Genomic DNA, 17,957 nt, shown 5'->3' with positions numbered 1-17,957 from the left:
CTGCCCAAAATTTGGGCAGCCGCTTGCATTTCCGAAACACTTGCGGCACACTAGCGGCTTGAAATTCCGGGTTAACCCGGAGTTTCCGAAAGGCGTATTTCAATGTTGCGAGCCGCAACCATCAGAACAAGTAAATCAGGACTCGCTTGTATTTTTCTGGCAGCGACACTGTGTGGCACCACTTTGGTGCATGCCAGACAGCCACTGCAAGTGGATAAGCTGCCGACTGTTTCAGTTGCCGAGTTGCCACGACAAGGGCGCGAAACCTACCAGCTGATCCGTCAGGGCGGGCCGTTTCCGTATGACAAGGACGGTGGGGTGTTTGGCAATCGCGAGCGGCAGCTGCCGGCGCAAAGGCGCGGCTACTACCACGAGTACACGGTGAAAACGCCCTATGCGCGTGACCGCGGTGCCCGGCGCATCGTGTGTGGCGGCCGTGTGCAGGCGCCCGACACCTGTTATTACACGGGCGACCATTACGCCAGTTTTCGCCGGATCGTCGAATGACGATCCGGCATTTTGAACCAGCCTGAAAAACTGGGGTGCCGGCCCACAAGGCCGGATTGGATTTATGACTATAGAAAGAGAAGCGGAGATGGATACACCACTTCGTACCGTAAGAACCAACATCGTGCAGTCGATCCGCGCCTTCCGGGTGCAGGAACTGCAGGACGCTGCCCAGCACCTGGGTCAGCACTTCTTGTACGCCAACCTCGCCAGCGCCCAGAGCAAACAGGACGTGCTGGACTTGATCGCCCAGCAATTCACGTTTCCGGCCCACTTCGGCAAAAACTTTGATGCGCTCTACGACTGCATGACCGACCCGCTGCACAAGTCGGGGCCGCAGCCCGGCTTCGTCATTGTGCTCGAGCACATCCCGGCCAACGGCAAGTTTGACAAGGAGGCGCGCGAGCAGCTGCTGGACATCTTCCGCGACGCTGCAGATTACTGGGGGGATCGAAAAATACCCTTCAGATGCTTCTATTCTTTTCTGTAGCCCGTTCTGCACACACCAGCCAAGCAGAACGGGCGAAAGAGGCAAACAGCGACGGCAAGGGCGGCGACGCGCCGGCCGGCATCGATTTGACAACCGAGTCGGGCGAGAAAATGCCGACCGACCTGCTGGTGGACATCTCTCCGCTGGCGCTGCGCATGAGCAGCCCGTTCAATTCGGGCTACTGGCTAGCCGCGGCCTGAGCCGTCAGGGGACCGGCACAAATCCGGGGCGGGATCAGCCCCGCCATGTAAAAAGCCCGTCCGATGACGGGCTTTTTACATGACCGCACGGGTCACATCAGCGCTAGCGCCAGGTCCAGATACTCGTCTACCGGCACTTCCTCGGCCCGGCGCTGCACGTCGAACTGACCGGCAAAGCCCTGCTCTTGCAGCCATCGGCCCAGCGTATGGCGCAGCAACTTGCGGCGCTGGCTGAACGCCACCTGGACGATTTCACCAAGGCGCCCGACATCCACCGGTGCGGGGTTTTGCCGCGGCACCATGCGCACCACGGCGCTGTCCACGCGCGGCGGCGGCTCGAACGATTGCGGCGGCACGAACAGCACGTTTTCCATCGCGTAGCGCCATTGCAGCATGACCGACAGGCGGCCGTAGTCGCTGCTCGCCGGCCGCGCCACCATGCGCTCGACCACTTCCTTTTGCAGCATGAAGTGCTGGTCTTCGATCACGTCCACAAAGCCAAGCAGGTGGAACAGGATCGGGGTTGAAATGTTGTAGGGCAGGTTACCGACGACGCGCAGCCGGGGTTTGCCATTTGCTATTGCTTCGATAGCTGTCTGCGCTTGTGCGACAAGGGCAAAGTCCACTTTCAGCACATCGGCTTCGATCACCGTGAGCTGGCCGTGCGCACGCAGGCGCTGCGCCAGATCGCGGTCTAGTTCGATCACCGTGAGCTGGCCGAGGCGCTCCACCAGCGGCTGCGTCAGGGCTGCCAGACCGGGGCCAATTTCCACCATGGCCTGGCCAAGCTTTGGCCCGATCTCGCGCACGATGGCCTCAATGACGGCCGCGTCGGTCAGGAAATGCTGGCCGAAGCGCTTGCGCGGAATGTGCTTCATCCTTGTACCGCCGAGCCCGGTCGTAGCGTGGGAGCTATCGGCCGCCGCGCAGGGCCGCCCCAAGCAAGGCCAGCCCCCTCGGGGGGCAGCGCAGCACACGCAGTGGCAAGCGTGGGGGCCACATTCATTGGGGCGGATCGCGGTACTCGACGTAGGCGCGCCCGCGCAGATCCTGCGCCCAGGTGGCGTAGGCTTCCTCGAGTTTTTTCTCACGCAGGATATTGCGCGCGACCTCGCGCTTTTGCGCATCGGTGAGCTTGACATCGCGCCGTTCAAGCAACTGGATCAGGTGCACGCCAAAGCGCGAGGTCACCGGCTCGCTGATCTCGCCCGGCGCCAGGCTGTTCATGGCGCTTTCAAACTCCGGCACATACTGGCCCGGGTTGGACCAGCCCAGATCGCCGCCCTCGCGCGCGCTGCCATCCTGCGAATACTCGCGCGCCAGCGTGGCGAAGTCGGCCTGCTTGGCCAGGATGCGCTTCCTGAAATCGGCCAGCCGCTCGCGCGCCTGTGCCTCACTCATCTGCGCTCCGGTACGCAGCAGGATGTGGCGCGCATGGCTTTGCGTGACGGTCGCGGGCATGTCCGCGCGCTGCTTGTCGATCACCTTGAGGATATGAAAACCGGCGCCCGAGCGCACCGGCCCGACGACGCCGCCGATCGGCGCATTGCGCGTCGCCTCGACAAACAGCGCCGGGTAGCGTGCAGCGTCGCGCAGCCCCATCTGCCCGCCGTTGCCGCGGCTGGCGCCGGAGTATTCATTGACCAGGGCGGCAAAATCATCGCCCGCACGCGCACGGTCAGCCACCTGCTGGGCGCGCGCCTGCAGTGCCTTGACCTGCGCGTCGCTGGCGCCCTCAGGCACCACCACCAGCACCTGCGCCAGGTTGATCTCCAGCCCGCTTCCATCGGTACTGCCCTGCTGCTCGTGGAGAAATTGATCGACGTCGAGGTCTGTCACCTTGACCTGGGGATCGACTTCGCGCTCGCGCAATCTGGACAGCAGGATCTGGTTGCGCAACTCGTCGCGGAACCGCTTGAGCTCGATGCCCTGGCCTGCCAGCTTGGTGCGCAGCGTGGCCACATCCACCTGATTTTGCCGCGCCACATTCTGCTCGGCCTGGTCGACACTGGCCTCGTCCACCTTCAGACCCAGTTCCTTGGCCTGCTGCAGCTGGGCCTTTTCAGTGATCAGGCGCTCCAGCACCTGGCGCACCAGCACATTGTGCGGCGCAATGGGCCCGCCCTGCTGCGCCAGTTGCGGCTCGATGCGCTTCAGGCGCGCCTGCACCTCATTGTTGGTGATGGGCTCGGAATTGACCACGGCCACGATGTAGTCGGCCTGGCGCGGTGCGCTGGACGCCGGCCTCGGCGTCGGCACGCGCAGCAGGCCCGAGCCAGCACCCAATTGGGGTGACGGGCGCAAACCCTGAGCCAGGGCGGGCGGGGCCATCCAGGTCATCAGGCCGGCCAGGATGAGGGCGAGGACGCGTTGGAGCATGGTGGAGGCGTTGGAGTAAAAGGAATGGTGCATCAGTTGTAATTGCCAAAGCGGCTGGGCGTGGTGGTTTGCTGGCGCAGGTAATCGTAGCCCGGGATGTTTGTGCGCAGCGTCTGTGTCGGATTCGAGCCCAGGCGCGAAAATCCCACGAACTCGAGCTGGAACTGGACGCTCTTGTTGGTGGTCAGGGTGCTGGTTCTCAACTGCTCGACCAGGATGCGCCCAATCCAGCAGCCCGCATCGTACTCAAGGCCCATGACGGTATTCACCAGCTTGTGGTCCAGCATACTGTAGTTCAGGCGGCCCACGCTGTACCAGCGACCTTCGCCCTGCCCGAGCCCCGGCCCCAGGTTCTTGCCTTTGTCGCCCCACAGGTCGTTGATCGGCCATTGCCAGCTGAGGTCCCATTGGGTGCTGGAGTTGGCCGGCGTCACGGGGTCGATGTATTTCGTATAGGAGGCGTTGACGACCCGGTAGCTGCCGGGGCTGTAATGGCCACCGATCGAGGAGCTGAGCGACTCGTGGGTCTTGAGGTTGATCTGGCCCGAGGCGTCGAGCGACCACCGAGGCGTCCAGTTGATCGAGGTGCCCAGCAGCAGGTCGCTCACACCGGCCGGGTCCGGCGTGCCGCCAGGCAGCGTGACCTGCTGCTGTTTGAAGCGCAGGCGCTGCGCCACCCCGAAGCGGGCCGCCTCCGCCCCGGTATCGGGATCGAGCAGCCGCGTGGTGACGCCCAGCGTGAGCAGGTTGGCGTCAGAAATACGGTCGTTGCCGCTGAATGCGTTTTCGGTATAGACGGTGGCGAAATTGAAGTCGTTCAACGCCGAGTCGTAATTGGGCAGCAGGCCCTGGTTGCGATACGGCGTGTACACGTAGAACGCGCGCGGTTCCAGCGTCTGGCGAAAGCTGCGGCCAAAGTAGCTGGCGTCGCGCTCGAACACCAGACCGTTGTCCAGGCTGAAAGTGGGCAGCACGCGCGAGGCCGTGCTGGCGCCATTGGTCAGCGGGGTGTCGAACTCATAGCTGGTGGCGTTGAGCTGCAGCTTGGGCGTCACGAACCAGCCCGGCGCCTGCCACGGGTGGCTGATCTGCGCCAGCGCATACGAGCGCTTGGCGTTGGGCTGCAGGGTCAGCCTGGAGTCGGCGCTGAATTGCGTGTAGTCGCCCGTGAGGGAAAAGTCGAAGCCGCCCGCATCCAGCCGCGTGTACGCGCCGGTCAACTGCGGCAGCCGGTCATACGGCGGTGTGATGGGCGAGCCCACCTCCTGCAGCGTCTGCCATTTCAGGGTGCGTGCGGTGGCGGAAAAATGGCCCTGGGCCCACGACAGCGACGCATCGTTGGGCAGCACCTGCTGGATCAGCGAGGGCAGCGCATGCGGGAAGTCGATCGCATAGTTGTCATCGCTGACCCGGTTCAGGTTCACGTTGAAACCCAGGTTGCCGATGCTGGAAATGCCGGTGTTGATGGTGCCCGAGTCAGTGGTGGCATAAGACCAGCGGTCACGATCGCGCAGCATGTCGGTAGGCATGTAGTTGGCACTGATCTGTCCCCGGTACGGCGCTTCGAGGTAGCGGAACTCGCCGCCGAGATTGAGGCCGCGCCGGCTCATCAGCTCCGGCGACAGCGTCGCATCCCGGTTCGGTGCGATGTCCCAGTAGTACGGCTGCACGAGATCGATGCCGTTCACGCTGTTCACGCCGAGGGTGGGCGGCAACAGGCCCGACTTGCGCTTGTCGCTGAGCGGAAAGCTCATATCCGGAAACGGCAGGATCGGCACGTCCATGAAGCGCAGCTGCGCGCCCTCGGCCCGGCCCACATCTTCATCCGTGTCGAACTGCAAGGTGGTGGCCTTGAAAATCCAGTCAGGCATCCAGCTCGGACCCGGCTTGCGCTGGCAGGTGGTATAGGTCGCGTTGTGCGCGACCGAGTGCTTGTCGTCGATGAAGTCGATCCGCTCGGCATGACCGTAGGCGTTGTTGAGAAAGCGGTAGTCGGGTTGGGTAAAGAAGCCTTCGAACGCGTCGAGCTTGAGCTCCAGCACCGGCCCCTCATAGACGTTGCCGGCGCGGTTGACATGAACATCACCATGCGCGCGGGCCAGATCCTCGGGCTGGTTGTAGTCGATCCGGTCGGCCCGGATCATCGTGTCGCCGCGGCGCAGCTCGGCGTTGCCTTGCACCTCGGTGTCCAGATCCGTCTGACCCGACAGGTGCTCGCCCGACACGAACGTCGGCAGCTGCTGGCGCGTCGCCTCGGGAATCTTCTCCTGCAGCAGCGTACTGCGCTTGAGGATCAGTGGCGCGTCGTCCACCGCCTGGGCCCGCGCCGGCAAGCCGTGCAGCAGCGCGCACGCGACCCAGGCCACCGGCGTGAGGACGAAACGGCAGCGCAGTGCCCGGCGTTTGGGGTCGTCCATCAAATCAAGGGGTCCATCAGGCGAGTCTGTCGGGTCAGCAGTAGGTGAAACAAAACCGGCAAACCGGTCGGTCGGCAGCGGGCCGGGTTTGTAGAATGGATTATCCATGAGCCCACTTAACTCCCCGCCCGCGCCGTCACCCTTTGTTGCACCTGGCTCAAGTGGTCCTGGCGCCGTGGCCTGGCCCGACCCACAGCGCGAGGCAGCCTTTCACGACTGGCTGGCCGGCCTGGCGGCGCCGTATCAGCTGCAAGGCGCCACACTGCGCGCGGCGTCGGCCGATGCCAGCTTTCGGCGCTACCTGCGCATCGACTCGGCCACTGGCACCCCCTTCATCATCATGGATGCGCCGCCCGGGCAGGAAGACTGCCGCCCGTTCGTCAAGGTTGCCGCCCTGATGCTGGACGCCGGCCTGAACGTGCCGCATATCCTGGCCTGGGACGAAGCCCGCGGCTTCTTGCTCTTGAGCGACCTGGGCACGCAGACCCTGATGGACATGATCGACCGCGAGCGGCCGCAGGCCAACCAGGGCCTGTACCTGCAGGCGGTGGATGCGCTGCTGGCGTGGCAACGCGCTTCGCGCCCCGGCGTGCTGCCACCGTATGACGCAGCGCTGCTGCAGCGCGAGCTGGCGCTGTTCCCGGACTGGTACCTGGCGCGGCACCGCGGCGTGCCGGTGGAAGGCACGCTGCGCGAGACGCTGGACAAGACCTTTGCCACCATCGTCGAACGCAACCTGGCCGCGCCCAGCGTCTATGTGCATCGCGACTTCATGCCCAGGAACTTGATGGCCCCCACGCCGGCCGCCGATACGCAAATCGGCGTGCTCGATTTCCAGGACGCCGTCTACGGCCCCGTCACCTACGACATTGCGAGCCTGATGCGCGACGCGTTCCTGAGCTGGGAAGAAGACTTCGTGCTCGACATCACCATCCGCTACTGGGAAAAGGCACGCCAGGCCGGCCTCATGGACTTCGAGGACTGGCACAGCGACTTCGGCGCGTTCTACCGCAGCGTGGAATGGATGGGCCTGCAGCGTCATTTGAAAGTGGCCGGCATCTTTGCCCGCCTCACGCTGCGCGACGGCAAACCCAAGTACCTGGCCGATGCGCCGCGCTTCATCGGCTACATCCGCGCCACGGCGGGCCGCTACCGCGAGCTCACGCCGCTCTTGCGGCTGATCGACAAGGTCGAGGGCACCCAGGCCGCCACGGGTTACGCGTATGGCCGGGTTTAAAGAAAAAGCGGCTGCGGTCCATACCCTGCCTTCGTAGCCTGCTCTTCTTTTGATAGCTCACCCCATTTGATGCCGCGCTTTTACTGCCCCGTGCCGCTCGCCACCGGCACCCCGCTGGACCTGCCCCCGGATGCCGCGCGCCATGTGCAGGTGCTGCGCCTGCAGCCGGGCCACGCCATCACCCTGTTTAACGGCACGGGCGGCGAATGGGACGCCTGCGTGACCCGCATGGGCCGCAGCGATGTGCAGGTGGCCGTCGGCGCGCACCACGCTGTCGAGCGCGAAGCGGTGCGCACCGTACACCTGCTGGCCGCCATCAGCGCCAACGAGCGCATGGACTGGCTGGTGGAGAAGGCTGCCGAGCTCGGGGCGGCCAGCATCACGCCGCTGCTGGCCGAACGCAGCGTGCTCAAGCTCAAGGGCGAGCGCGCCGGAAAAAAACTGGCGCACTGGCGCGCCGTGGCCAGCGCCGCCTGCGAGCAGTGCGGGCGCAACCGCGTACCTCAGATTCACGATGCACAAAGCCTGGCCGAGTGGCTGGCCAGCGAGGCCGGCCGCGCCGCGCCTCCCGACGCGCCGGTGCGCGGCACGCGCCTGCTGCTGTCGCTGCGCCCCGACGCGCAGCGGCTAGCCGAGGCCGCGAATGGTGGCGCCGGCCCCGTCACCCTGCTGTCCGGCCCGGAAGGCGGGCTGACATCGACCGAAGAGGCCTCCGCGCTGGCCGCCGGCTTCCTGCCGGTGACGCTGGGCCCGCGTGTGCTGCGTGCGGAGACCGCGCCGCTGGCGGTGCTGGCCGCCCTCACGCTCTAGGGTTGCTTCTCTTTTAATAGCTGTCTGCGCAGAGTCTGTAGGGGCTGGCGCCCGATTCAATGCTGAATACGCGCGGGCGCACGCGCTCAGCGGATGCGCGGCGGCGCCAGCAGCTGCTCGGGCGTGGTGAAGTGGGCGGCCGCCCCGCCCCGGCGTGTGCGCGCCGTCATAACGCAGGCGACACCGACGGCGGCGCCTGCGGCGGTCAAACCTTGATGGGGCGCCCTGTCGATATCGCTTGTCCCGGCGCACGCCGGCCAGCGGTGAGCAGCCGCCATGCAAACAGCGCCAGACAGAACACGCCGATGGAGAACACGATGTCGCCGGGCACCCGCAACCACACGAAGGTTTCCATCAGACGTGAATGCACGACTTCGGCCGAGCGCGCGTACCACACACCCTGGGTGATGCTGGCCCAGGCCTGGTAGATGCCGGCCGGCACCAGCGAGATGAACACCATCATGCCCAGTCCGATATTCAGCGACCAGAACATGGGCTGCAGCAGCCGGTCCGACCAGGCAGCAGGGCTCGAGAGCCCGCGCAGGCAGAACAGCAGCAGGCCGATGCCCAGCATGCCGTAGACGCCGAACAGCGCAGCGTGGCCGTGCGCGGCGGTCAGGTTCATGCCCTGCATGTAGTACAGCGCGATCGGGGTGTTCACGGAAAAGCCCAGCACGCCGGCGCCAACCACGTTCCAGAAGCCGACGGCGATAAAGCACAGGATCGGCCACTTGTAGGCCTGCACCCAGGGCGCCGCCTTCGAGCGCTGGTAGTTGCGCCAGGCCTCGATGCCGATCATGGCGAGCGGCACGACCTCGAGCGCCGAGAACATGGAGCCGATCGCGATGACGGAGGTCGGCGTACCCGTGAAGTACAGGTGGTGCAGCGTGCCCAGGATGCCGGCGAACAGGAACACCATGGTTTCCAGCACGATCGCGGCATTCGCGGTGGCCGCGTGGATCAGGCCCAGGCGTGTGAACAGGAGCGCAATGACCGCCGTGGCAAACACCTCGAAGAAGCCTTCGACCCACAGGTGCACCAGCCACCAGCGCCAGTACTCGATGATCGAATAGTGCGTGTGCTGGCCCCAGACCAGCGAAGTGGCATAAAAGCCGCCGATGCACAGCGCCGCGAGAAACACCATGGCGATCAGGCCGCGGCTCTCGGAAGGCTTCTTGAGCGCCGGCAGCAGGCCGCGCCCGAGCAGGGTGACCCAAAACAGCAGCCCGATGAACAGCAGGATTTGCCAGACACGGCCCATGCTGGTGTATTCCAGCCCCTGATTGCCGACCCAGAAACCAAAGTTGCTTCCCAAGTGCTGCAGGGTACCGAGCCAGCCGGTGACCGTGGAGCCGACCACGATGAACAGCAGCGCATAGAACAGCACATTGACGCCCAGCCTCTGGTACTTGGGCTCATGCCCCGAGATGGCCGGCGCAATATACAGGCCGGTGGCCAGCCAGGCGGTGGCGATCCACAGGACCGCAAACTGGGTGTGGATGGTGCGGCTCACGACGTAGGGCAGCACCTCGGCCAGCGGGAACCCGAAGAAACTCTTGCCCTCGACGGCATAGTGCGCGGTGATCACGCCCATGCCGACCTGGGCCAGAATCAGGCCGATCACGACGAAGAAGTATTTCCGGGTCGCACGCATGGAGGGCGTCGGCTTCAGGTCGAACAGCGGATCGGCCTTGGGTGGGGTCGGGTCGCCCTGCTCCTTGCTGGTGGCGTGGAAAAATATCATCGCGGCGATCGCAGCAATCATCAGGAGCACGCTGGCGATGGACCAGATGCCGGTGCCGGCGGTCGGCGTATTGCCCACCAGTGGCTCGTGCGGCCAGTTGCTGGTGTAGCTCAGGTCGGTGTCCCCCGGGCGGTCGGTCGCGGCCGACCAGGCGCTCCAGAAAAAGAAGGCGGCCAGGGCTTGCCGATCGACCGGGTCGGGCAGCGAGTTGGCATTCATGGCGTACTGCTCGCGCAGCTTGTCCAGCGCAGGTGCCTCGCCAAACAGCCCCTTGTAGTGGCGTGCCAGTTGTTGCACCGCCTCGGCCCGCTCGGGCGAGAGCGTGATGACGCCGCTGGCGGCGTCGTAGGTGTTGCGCCGCATCTCGACCTTCAGCAGGGCGTTGAGTCGTCCCTGTTGCCCGGCGTCGAGCTGCCCGAACGACTTGCGGTAGTCGCGCTGCGCCCAGATCTCGCGCAAGGCCAGCGCCTCGCGGTGCAGCCAGTCGGCAGACCAGTCCGGCGCCAGGTAGGCGCCATGCCCCCACACGGTACCCAGTTGCTGGCCGCCCGCGGACAGCCAGGCTTCCTGGCCGCGCTGCACCTGCCCGGCTGAGAACACAACGTTGCCCTGAGTACTGGCGACCTGGTTAGGGATGGGCGGGGCCTTGACATAAATCTCGGATCCGACCCAGCCCAGGACGGCAAAGGAAAGAACACAGATGACGGCTAACCAAGTCCATAGTTTGCGCGTGGCGTGCATGGAAATATCCTGTTTCATTTGAGTTAAAAAATACGGCGGACCTGATCTCTGTCGATCGACCCAATAAGATGCATTTTCTTTGAATCTTTAAGAAGACCCCTTGATCTACATCAATATCAGGGTAATCCCTAGACTTCAGCCGGGGCGCTGGGTGGCTGCATTCCCGCTGATGCGGCGAAAAAACCGGCACGGCTTGCAGCCCGCCAGCGCGGCGTCCAGAATGCGTAGCGGGTCGTTCAATTCATTTTTCAAGGAAACATCATGGGCTTGCTTGATTCGGTAATAGGTGCAATGACAGGCGGACAACAGGCGCAGGGCGGTGCAGGCGGCGGCTTGGGCAGTCTGATCGGCATGGTCACCAGCAATCCCCAGTTGCTGCAGGCCGTGACCGGCATGCTCGGCAACGACGGCGAGCACGGCGGTCTGGGCGGCCTGATCTCCAAGTTCGAACAGGCCGGCCTTGGCAATGTGGTCGGCTCCTGGATCGGCAACGGCCAGAACCAGCCGGTGACGGGCGACCAGCTCACGCAGGTGCTCGGCTCGGGTGCGATCTCCAACATCGCGGCGAAACTGGGCGTCAGCCCCGATGAGGCGGCCGGCCAGTTGTCGAATATTCTGCCCGGGCTGGTGAACCACCTCACGCCCAACGGTCAGGCCCCGGCCGGCGGCCTGGGCAATGCGGGGGACCTGATGGGTATGCTGGGCGGTTTGCTACATAAATCGTAGCTGACGACGCCCAATGGATAAGGGCTGGAAGGCCTTTTGACCCATCATCCCGGGCGGCACGTCAGGCCGCGAAGCGCTGCTCCAGCCAGTGCTTGAGGACGGCATAGACGGGTTCGGGATCCTGCTCGTTGAAGATTTCGTGGTACAGCCCATCAAAACATTTCGCCGTCAGCACCTGCTTCGGCGCGGCAGCGGCAAAGGCAAGGCTGCCCGCGGGATTCACCAATCTGTCCTGACCGGCCCACATCAATAGAGTCGGCACGCGCCAGCGCGGCGCCTCCATCAGCGTGGCGCGCCCCGCCTCGGCGATGAACAGCGCGAGCCGGGCCGCAATGCGGTCGTGCACCCGCGGATCGGCCCGATACGCCGCCACGGTGGCGGGATCGTGCGAAAGGTATTGCACATTCAGCCCGTTGCCGACGCGCAGGTTCGGCGCGATTTTGGGCAGGGTCCCCACCAGGAATTTCTGGAAACCGTTGAGCCCCGCATCCAGCGCGGGTGAGGACAGCACCAGCGCATCCACCGGCCGCAGCTGCAGCGAGACGAAGCGCGCCGCCACCAGCCCGCCCAGGCTATGCCCCAGCAAAATCAGCGGCAGCGCCGGCGCCTTGCGGCGCGCCAGCTGGGCCCGGGCACTGTCCACCACATCGGCCAGGTCGTCGAGCAGGCGCGTGCTGGAGGTCAGGCCACCGCGCGGGCCACCCGACTGGCCGTGGCCGTACTGGTCATAGCCGCGCGCCGCAAAGCCCCAGTCGCGCAGGCGCCGCGCCACTTTCTCGTAGCGGCCCATGTGCTCGCCCAGGCCGTGCACCAGCAGCACCATGCCGCGCGGGCGCGCGTCGCCGCGCAGCGGCCAGTCATACAGGGCCAGGTTCTCGCCATCGGCCGCGGTGAAGGTGGACAGGGTGGCGCTCGTCGTGCCGCGCTTGGCCGCCATGGCGGGTGGACTCACGGCAGGCTGGCCATGACCTGGGCGACCGCCGCGGTCAGCTTTTTGGCATACGGCACGTGCAGGAACTCATTCGGGCCGTGCGCGTTGCTCTTGGGGCCGAGCACGCCACAGACCATCATCTGCGCCTTGGGAAAGCCCCTGGACAGCATGCTCATCAGCGGAATCGTGCCGCCCTGGCCGATGTAGCCGCAGGGCGCGCCGAAGTGGGCCTGCGAAGCCTCGTTCAGCGCCTGCTCGAACCACGGCGCCGTGGCCGGTGCGTTCCAGCCGGTGGCGCCGCCGCCGGACTCGAACGTCACCTTGGCCTGGTAAGGCGCGTTGTCTTCCAGCAGGGTCTTGAGCTGTTGCACCGCCTGCGCCGCATCCACCAGCGGCGGCAGCCGCAGCGAGAGCTTGAAGGCGGTGTAGGGGCGCAGCACGTTGCCGGCGTCTTGCAAGGCCGGGAAACCTTCGGCACCGGTCACGCTCAGCGTGGGCAACCAGGTGCGGTTGAGTAGCGCCTGCACCGGTTCGGTGGTGGTCGGCAGTGCGAAGGCCGTGGCGCCGCCGCAGTCGTAGTGCGCCCACGGGAAGCGCTTGTAAACCTCATCGCCCAGGATGGCGGCCGTGGCCCGCGCCTGCGCCAGCCGATCGGCCGGCACTTCGCAATGAAAGCTTTGCGGCAGCAGGCGCCCGGTCTGGCTGTCTTCGAGCCGGTCCAGCACCTGGCGCATGATGCGAAAGCTCGACGGCACCAGGCCCGAGGCGTCGCCCGAATGCACGCCTTCGGTGAGGATTTCCACCTTGAGCGTGCCGCTGGCCAGGCCGCGCAGGCTGCTGGTGAGCCAGAGCTGGTCGTAGTTGCCGGCGCCCGAGTCCAGGCAGATCACCAGATCGACCTCGCCCAGGCGCGGGCGCAGCGCATCCACATACGGCAACAGGTCATACGAGCCGGACTCCTCGCAGGTCTCGACGAGGCCCACGATGCGCGGATGCGGCACGTTCTGAGCTTTCAGCGCCTGGATCGCGGCGATGCTGGCATACACCGCGTAGCCGTCGTCGGCGCCGCCGCGCCCGAACAGCTTGCCGTCCTCGTACTTGGGCGTCCAGGGCCCGAGGTCGTGGCGCCAGCCGGTGAATTCGGGCTGTTTGTCGAGGTGGCCGTACATCAGCACCGTCTGTTTTGACTCGGGCTTGGTCGCGGCGACCTCAAAGAACAGCACCGGTGTGCGCCCTTCGAGCCGCACGATCTCCAGCCTCAAGCCCTGCACCTTTTGCGCCTGCACCCAGTCGGCGGCGTTGCGCAGCACCGTCTCGAGGTAGCCATGCTGCGCCCAGTCGGCATCGAAGCCGGGCGACTTGGCGGGGATCTGGATGTAATCGGTGAGCTGCCGGACGAGGTCGTTGTCCCACTGGGCGCTGACTTGCGTGAGGGCGTCGGCGGGGTTGAGGGCGGAGGCTGGAATTCGGGCATTCATGGCGCTGGCTCCTGGTTGATACCGGTTGATGATTATTGGACGGAATTGGCGGCGGGCGCCGGCTTGGGGTTGAGCGTGACCTGCAGGCCCTCGCGCGTGACCTTGAACCCGCCGAGTTCATAGCCCCAGTCGCTGGCCCGGGCCATATCCTTGGCGCTGATCCGGTGCAGCGGGAAATCGTCGAACAGCTGCTCGGCCAGGCGCGGCGCATAACGCTGCACCACGCCCTGATAGGGCGCGGGCACGCCGTCCAGGTTCAGGCTGGTGACTTGCACATTGGTCATGCGGATGGTGTTGTCGCGCGGCTCGAAGCGCAGGCCGTAGTCCATGCCGATGGTGCCGCTGTAGGCGTCGCCCATGAGCCGCCCCGACAGAGCCAGGTCCAGCGCCGTGGCGATGCGATTGCGCTCGGGCAGCAGCGACAGACGCGGCGTCTGCACCTGCAGCTCCAGCAGATCGCCCAGACTCTGGCGGTACGGAAAGCGTTTGGCGATCGCCTGCTGCAGCTGGGCCTGCGGGATGGTGTAGCTGAACGGGCCGAGATTGAGCAGCGGCTTCGCGCAGGCGATCAGCGAGGAACTGAACACGACAACGGCAAGCCAGCGCAGGAGACACTTCATGGGGCATTCGTCAACGAAGAAACGCCATTGTGCCTTCACGGGGCGCGCTGCGGCGCATGGCTACGCCTGGTTACGCCCACCCGATCGCACCAGCACGGTGGCGGCACCTGACAATTCGGGGGATGATCACGGGCTGGAGACCTCTTGGTGGAGATGGCCATGTTCCCCACAACCCGCATGCGCGTTGGCGTCGGTGGCTGGACCTATGAGCCTTGGCGCAGCAACTTCTACCCCGAGGGGCTGGCGCACAGCCGCGAGCTGCACTATGCCAGCCGCCAGCTCACGGCCATCGAAGTCAACGGCACCTATTACGGCACGCAAAAGCCCGCGGTGTTTGCGAAGTGGCGCGATGAAACCCCCGCGGACTTTGTATTCTCCCTCAAGGCCTCGCGCCATGCGACGAACCGCAAGGTGCTGGCCGACGCGGGCGAGAGCATTGACAAATTTGTGCACAGCGGCATCAGCGAGCTGGGCACCAAGCTCGGCCCCATCGTCTGGCAGTTTGCGCCTGGCAAACGCTTCGAGCCGCCAGACTTCGAGGCCTTTCTGGCCCTGTTGCCGAAACAGCTGGATGGCCGCCCGCTGCGCCATGTGCTGGATGTGCGCCATGCCAGCTTCATGACGCCTGAGTACCTGCAACTGGCGCGCCGCTACCGGGCGGCCACGGTGTTCGCCGACTCGGACGATTACCCCTCGTTCGCCGACCTGACGGCTGATTTCGTCTATGTACGATTGATGCGCAGCAGCGCGGCGTGGCCAAGCGGTTACGCGCCGGCCACGCTCGACCTGTGGGCCAGGCGGCTGCAGACCTGGGCTCGGGGCGGGGAACCCGCCGACCTGCCGCACGTGGGCGCAGCCAGCCAGAGCCTGACGGGCCAACCGCGCGACGTGTTTGCCTTCTTCATCAGCGGGGCGAAGGAGCGGGCGCCCGCGGCAGCACAGGCGCTGCTGCAGCGGCTCGGCGCTGTATTTCCGGCCCCCAAAGTGGTAGCCTGTTGACCGGCAGGAAACTGCCGGCCTGGATCTTTACGATGCCTTTACGCACTGTTCACCACGTCGACAGCGAAGAGGGCTTTAATAGCAGGATGGGGTCGCCGGGCGTACCCGGCGCATGCGCCCCGGGAGAAAGGAGTGTTTATGAAACTGAACACCATCTGGCCATTCATCGCAATGGTGTCGCTCGCTGGCGGTTTGGCCGCACCCGCAGCCCATGCGGCGGACGGCAACGCGGGCACCGGCCTGTACCTGGGCGGCTCGGTTTCCTTCAACCATGCCAGTGATTTAGGCTCCAAAATAGACTCATCGCTGGCCAGCCAGAGCTACAACAGCAGCAGCTCGGCCGATTCCTGGAACACCAACGGCAGCCTGCGCCTGGGCTACCAGTTCACCCCGAATTTCGCACTGGAAGGGACCTACGACAACGTAGGCAACATGGGCGTGCAGTCCGCCCTCTCGTCGCCGACGGCCGACACGGCCACGGGTAACTGGAAATCGTACGGGCTCGGTCTGCACGCGCTGGGCATTGTGCCGATCGACCCGCAGTGGTCGGTCTACGGCCGCCTCGGCGTCGAGCAATGGCATACCAGCCTGAACCTGGCGTCCAGCGTGAGCGGCCCGACCGGCCTGTCCAACAGCGACAACAGCACATCGCTGGCACTGGGCGCCGGCGTCAGCTATTCGCTGACGCGCAACGTCGATGCCACGGCGGAGCTGATTCACTACACCCACGTGGGTGACCCGGCGAGCACCGGACGCACTGGACTGAACCAGTTCAGCCTGGGCTTGCGATACCACTTCCAGTGAGCCGCATGCCCCAAGAGGCGCCGCCTGCCCGGGGCGGCCTGACGCAAACTAGCCGCGCTGGAACTTGAACACGGCCGTGCCGGCGCGCGCATTGGGCAGAAAGCGCACCTCACGGCCTTCCTGCAAACCGAAGGCGTCGAGGATTTGCAGATGGTTTTTCTGCGCCAGCACCTCGAAGTCGCGATAGGTACCGACGCGGATGTTCGGCGTGTCATACCACTGGTAGGGCAGGCGGCGCGTCACGGGCATGCGGCCCTGCAGGACGCTCAGGCGGTTCGGCCAGTGCGCAAAATTGGGGAAGGCGACGATGCCGATGCGGCCCACGCGCGCCGTCTCGCGCAGCATGATCTCGGCGTTGCGCAGGTGCTGGAGCGTGTCGATCTGCAGCACCACATCGAACGAGGCGTCGTCGAACATGGCCAGGCCCTCGTCCAGGTTGAGCTGGATCACGTTCACGCCGCGCTTGACGCAGGCCTGCACGTTGGCATCGTCGATCTCGATGCCATAGCCGCCGCAGCCGCGTTCGCGCTGCAGCAGGTCCAGCAGCGCGCCGTCGCCGCACCCGAGGTCCAGCACGCGCGCCTTTTCGGGCACGAGACGGGCGATCGACGCCGTGGTGGCCGCGTCACTCATGACGATTGCTCCCCGGCGCGATGCGTCGGACTCGCCACTTTACTATCAAAATAAGAGCGCACAACGCCCATATAACGGGGATCATCGAGCAAAAAAGCGTCGTGCCCATGGGGCGCGTCGATCTCCGCATAGCTCACGTCACGGTTGTTGTCGAGCAGGGCCTTGACAATCTCGCGGCTGCGTTTGGGCGAAAAGCGCCAGTCGGTCGTGAAGCTCACCAGCAGGAACCCGGCGCGCGCGCCGGCCAGTGCCTGGCTCAGGTTGCCGCCATAGCGACGCGCGGGGTCGAAGTAGTCGAGCGCGCGCGTGATCAGCAGGTAGGTGTTGGCATCGAAGTACTCGGCGAACTTGTCACCCTGGTAGCGCAGGTAGCTCTCAATCTGGAACTCGACGTCCTGGGTGCTGTACTGATAGGCCCCCACGCTTGCCACTGCGTGTGCCGCGCTGCCCCCCGAGGGGGCCGTGCCTTGCTTGGGGCGGCCCTGCGCTGCGGCGGTCGCTTTGCTAGCCGGCTCTCGCAATGTGCGACCGAATTTTTCGTTCATCACGTCGTCGCTCAGGTAGGTGATGTGACCGATCATGCGGGCGATGCGCAGGCCGCGCTTGGGAATCACGCCATATTGGTAAAAGTTTCCCCCGTGGAAGTCCGGGTCGGTCACGATGGCGCGGCGCGCCACTTCGTTGAAGGCAATGTTCTCGGCGGTGAGATTGGGCGCGCTGGCCACCACCACGGCATGGCGCACACGCTGCGGGTATTGCAGCGTCCAGGACAGCGCCTGCATGCCGCCCAGGCTGCCGCCCATGACGGCGGCCAGCACTTCGATGCCCAGCCGCTCCAGCAGTCGCGCTTGAGCATCGACCCAGTCTTCGACGGTGACCACCGGAAAGTCGGCACCATAGACCTTGCCGGAGCCCGCCGGTGCATCCGGGTCGGGCTGCATCGGGCCGGTGGAGCCGAAGCACGAGCCGAGGTTGTTGACGCCGATGACGAAGAATTTGTCTGTATCCACCGGCTTGCCCGGGCCGATCATGTTGTCCCACCAGCCCTCGCTCCTGTCCTGCCCGGCATAGGTGCCTGCGACGTGGTGCGAGGCATTGAGCGCATGACAGATCAGCACCGCGTTGGATTTGTCCGCGTTGAGGCGGCCGTACGTCTCGTAGCTCAGGTCGTAGTCGCGAATCGATGCGCCGCTTTGCAAGGGCAGTACATCGTCAAAATGCATCGTCAGGGAAGTGGCAAT

Annotated in this window: 17 protein-coding genes; 8 read left to right on the top strand and 9 right to left on the bottom strand. The window is 65.3% G+C overall.

Translation table 11 applies throughout. The features are described from left to right. The first annotated feature begins 102 nt into the window (after positions 1–102). From EUB48_RS00195 to EUB48_RS00185, 3 genes are all read left to right on the top strand, one after another. Complete coding sequence (locus EUB48_RS00195; protein WP_142816983.1) at positions 103–507, top strand: guanyl-specific ribonuclease; 405 nt, start codon at positions 103–105, stop codon at positions 505–507. A 64-nt stretch (positions 508–571) separates the two neighbouring features. Further along, entirely contained in the window at positions 572–997 is a 426-nt protein-coding gene (locus EUB48_RS00190) for a barstar family protein (RefSeq protein WP_077561718.1), read from the top strand. Continuing rightward, the gene (locus EUB48_RS00185; RefSeq protein ID WP_142816982.1) at positions 976–1,197 is read left to right on the top strand and encodes a hypothetical protein; all 222 of its coding nucleotides are present in this window, start codon (positions 976–978) and stop codon (positions 1,195–1,197) included. Before EUB48_RS00190 ends, EUB48_RS00185 begins: the two co-directional genes overlap by 22 nt. A gap of 92 nt (positions 1,198–1,289) precedes the next feature. Here the strand turns inward: EUB48_RS00185 and rsmA are convergent, their stop codons facing one another. From rsmA to EUB48_RS00165, 3 genes are all read right to left on the bottom strand, one after another. Further along, positions 1,290–2,075 carry a 16S rRNA (adenine(1518)-N(6)/adenine(1519)-N(6))-dimethyltransferase RsmA gene (gene rsmA, locus EUB48_RS00180; RefSeq protein WP_142816981.1) on the bottom strand — a complete coding sequence of 262 codons (786 nt, stop codon included), beginning with the start codon at positions 2,073–2,075 and terminating at the stop codon, positions 1,290–1,292. A 124-nt stretch (positions 2,076–2,199) separates the two neighbouring features. Further along, positions 2,200–3,576, bottom strand: a complete 1,377-nt coding sequence (locus EUB48_RS00170; protein WP_142816980.1) for a peptidylprolyl isomerase — start codon at positions 3,574–3,576, stop codon at positions 2,200–2,202. A gap of 32 nt (positions 3,577–3,608) precedes the next feature. Next, complete coding sequence (locus EUB48_RS00165; protein ID WP_142816979.1) at positions 3,609–5,993, bottom strand: LPS-assembly protein LptD; 2,385 nt, start codon at positions 5,991–5,993, stop codon at positions 3,609–3,611. A gap of 106 nt (positions 5,994–6,099) precedes the next feature. Here EUB48_RS00165 and EUB48_RS00160 point away from each other — a divergent pair, with 106 nt between their 5' ends. Next, positions 6,100–7,230, top strand: coding sequence for an aminoglycoside phosphotransferase family protein (locus EUB48_RS00160; protein ID WP_142816978.1), 1,131 nt, complete (start codon positions 6,100–6,102; stop codon positions 7,228–7,230). A 69-nt stretch (positions 7,231–7,299) separates the two neighbouring features. After that, entirely contained in the window at positions 7,300–8,040 is a 741-nt protein-coding gene (locus tag EUB48_RS00155; protein ID WP_142816977.1) for a 16S rRNA (uracil(1498)-N(3))-methyltransferase, read from the top strand. A 205-nt stretch (positions 8,041–8,245) separates the two neighbouring features. Here the strand turns inward: EUB48_RS00155 and EUB48_RS00150 are convergent, their stop codons facing one another. Further along, positions 8,246–10,525 (bottom strand): nitric-oxide reductase large subunit, encoded by a 2,280-nt coding sequence (locus EUB48_RS00150; RefSeq protein ID WP_142816976.1) that lies wholly within the window; start codon positions 10,523–10,525, stop codon positions 8,246–8,248. 261 nt (positions 10,526–10,786) lie between these two features. Between EUB48_RS00150 and EUB48_RS00145 the strand changes: the two genes are divergently transcribed. Next, the gene (locus tag EUB48_RS00145) at positions 10,787–11,251 is read left to right on the top strand and encodes a YidB family protein (RefSeq protein WP_142816975.1); all 465 of its coding nucleotides are present in this window, start codon (positions 10,787–10,789) and stop codon (positions 11,249–11,251) included. Between the two features lie 61 nt (positions 11,252–11,312). On the opposite strand, the gene EUB48_RS00140 is transcribed toward EUB48_RS00145, so the two are convergent. The 3 genes from EUB48_RS00140 to EUB48_RS00130 are packed head-to-tail and all read right to left on the bottom strand — an operon-like array spanning position 11,313 to position 14,280. Then, positions 11,313–12,188: an alpha/beta hydrolase gene (locus EUB48_RS00140; protein ID WP_142821029.1), complete on the bottom strand. Its 876-nt coding sequence runs from the start codon at positions 12,186–12,188 to the stop codon at positions 11,313–11,315. 11 nt (positions 12,189–12,199) lie between these two features. Beyond that, positions 12,200–13,660, bottom strand: coding sequence for a M20 family metallopeptidase (locus tag EUB48_RS00135; protein ID WP_142816974.1), 1,461 nt, complete (start codon positions 13,658–13,660; stop codon positions 12,200–12,202). A gap of 32 nt (positions 13,661–13,692) precedes the next feature. Further along, positions 13,693–14,280, bottom strand: coding sequence for a YceB family lipoprotein (locus EUB48_RS00130; protein WP_142816973.1), 588 nt, complete (start codon positions 14,278–14,280; stop codon positions 13,693–13,695). Between the two features lie 159 nt (positions 14,281–14,439). Here EUB48_RS00130 and EUB48_RS00125 point away from each other — a divergent pair, with 159 nt between their 5' ends. After that, complete coding sequence (locus tag EUB48_RS00125; RefSeq protein ID WP_338052410.1) at positions 14,440–15,279, top strand: DUF72 domain-containing protein; 840 nt, start codon at positions 14,440–14,442, stop codon at positions 15,277–15,279. 138 nt (positions 15,280–15,417) lie between these two features. Next, entirely contained in the window at positions 15,418–16,083 is a 666-nt protein-coding gene (locus EUB48_RS00120; protein WP_142816972.1) for an outer membrane beta-barrel protein, read from the top strand. A 48-nt stretch (positions 16,084–16,131) separates the two neighbouring features. On the opposite strand, the gene metW is transcribed toward EUB48_RS00120, so the two are convergent. Beyond that, positions 16,132–16,716 carry a methionine biosynthesis protein MetW gene (gene metW / locus EUB48_RS00115; RefSeq protein ID WP_142816971.1) on the bottom strand — a complete coding sequence of 195 codons (585 nt, stop codon included), beginning with the start codon at positions 16,714–16,716 and terminating at the stop codon, positions 16,132–16,134. Further along, positions 16,713–17,939 (bottom strand): homoserine O-acetyltransferase MetX, encoded by a 1,227-nt coding sequence (gene metX, locus EUB48_RS00110; RefSeq protein ID WP_210411672.1) that lies wholly within the window; start codon positions 17,937–17,939, stop codon positions 16,713–16,715. Before metX ends, metW begins: the two co-directional genes overlap by 4 nt. Positions 17,940–17,957 lie beyond the last annotated feature (18 nt).

The sequence above is a fragment of the Rhodoferax sediminis genome (genome assembly GCF_006970865.1).
Taxonomy (GTDB): domain Bacteria; phylum Pseudomonadota; class Gammaproteobacteria; order Burkholderiales; family Burkholderiaceae_C; genus Rhodoferax_A; species Rhodoferax_A sediminis.
This window is presented reverse-complemented; position numbering and strand designations above follow the sequence as displayed.

Bases quoted from the DNA above. Each gene is read 5' to 3' on its own strand.
- EUB48_RS00195 (WP_142816983.1), top strand. From the start codon at position 103: ATGTTGCGAGCCGCAACCATCAGAACAAGTAAATCAGGACTCGCTTGT.
- EUB48_RS00190 (WP_077561718.1), top strand. From the start codon at position 572: ATGACTATAGAAAGAGAAGCGGAGATGGATACACCACTTCGTACCGTA.
- EUB48_RS00185 (WP_142816982.1), top strand. From the start codon at position 976: ATGCTTCTATTCTTTTCTGTAGCCCGTTCTGCACACACCAGCCAAGCA.
- rsmA (WP_142816981.1), bottom strand. From the start codon at position 2,075: ATGAAGCACATTCCGCGCAAGCGCTTCGGCCAGCATTTCCTGACCGAC.
- EUB48_RS00170 (WP_142816980.1), bottom strand. From the start codon at position 3,576: ATGCTCCAACGCGTCCTCGCCCTCATCCTGGCCGGCCTGATGACCTGG.
- EUB48_RS00165 (WP_142816979.1), bottom strand. From the start codon at position 5,993: ATGGACGACCCCAAACGCCGGGCACTGCGCTGCCGTTTCGTCCTCACG.
- EUB48_RS00160 (WP_142816978.1), top strand. From the start codon at position 6,100: ATGAGCCCACTTAACTCCCCGCCCGCGCCGTCACCCTTTGTTGCACCT.
- EUB48_RS00155 (WP_142816977.1), top strand. From the start codon at position 7,300: ATGCCGCGCTTTTACTGCCCCGTGCCGCTCGCCACCGGCACCCCGCTG.
- EUB48_RS00150 (WP_142816976.1), bottom strand. From the start codon at position 10,525: ATGCACGCCACGCGCAAACTATGGACTTGGTTAGCCGTCATCTGTGTT.
- EUB48_RS00145 (WP_142816975.1), top strand. From the start codon at position 10,787: ATGGGCTTGCTTGATTCGGTAATAGGTGCAATGACAGGCGGACAACAG.
- EUB48_RS00140 (WP_142821029.1), bottom strand. From the start codon at position 12,188: ATGGCGGCCAAGCGCGGCACGACGAGCGCCACCCTGTCCACCTTCACC.
- EUB48_RS00135 (WP_142816974.1), bottom strand. From the start codon at position 13,660: ATGAATGCCCGAATTCCAGCCTCCGCCCTCAACCCCGCCGACGCCCTC.
- EUB48_RS00130 (WP_142816973.1), bottom strand. From the start codon at position 14,280: ATGAAGTGTCTCCTGCGCTGGCTTGCCGTTGTCGTGTTCAGTTCCTCG.
- EUB48_RS00125 (WP_338052410.1), top strand. From the start codon at position 14,440: ATGTTCCCCACAACCCGCATGCGCGTTGGCGTCGGTGGCTGGACCTAT.
- EUB48_RS00120 (WP_142816972.1), top strand. From the start codon at position 15,418: ATGAAACTGAACACCATCTGGCCATTCATCGCAATGGTGTCGCTCGCT.
- metW (WP_142816971.1), bottom strand. From the start codon at position 16,716: ATGAGTGACGCGGCCACCACGGCGTCGATCGCCCGTCTCGTGCCCGAA.
- metX (WP_210411672.1), bottom strand. From the start codon at position 17,939: ATGCATTTTGACGATGTACTGCCCTTGCAAAGCGGCGCATCGATTCGC.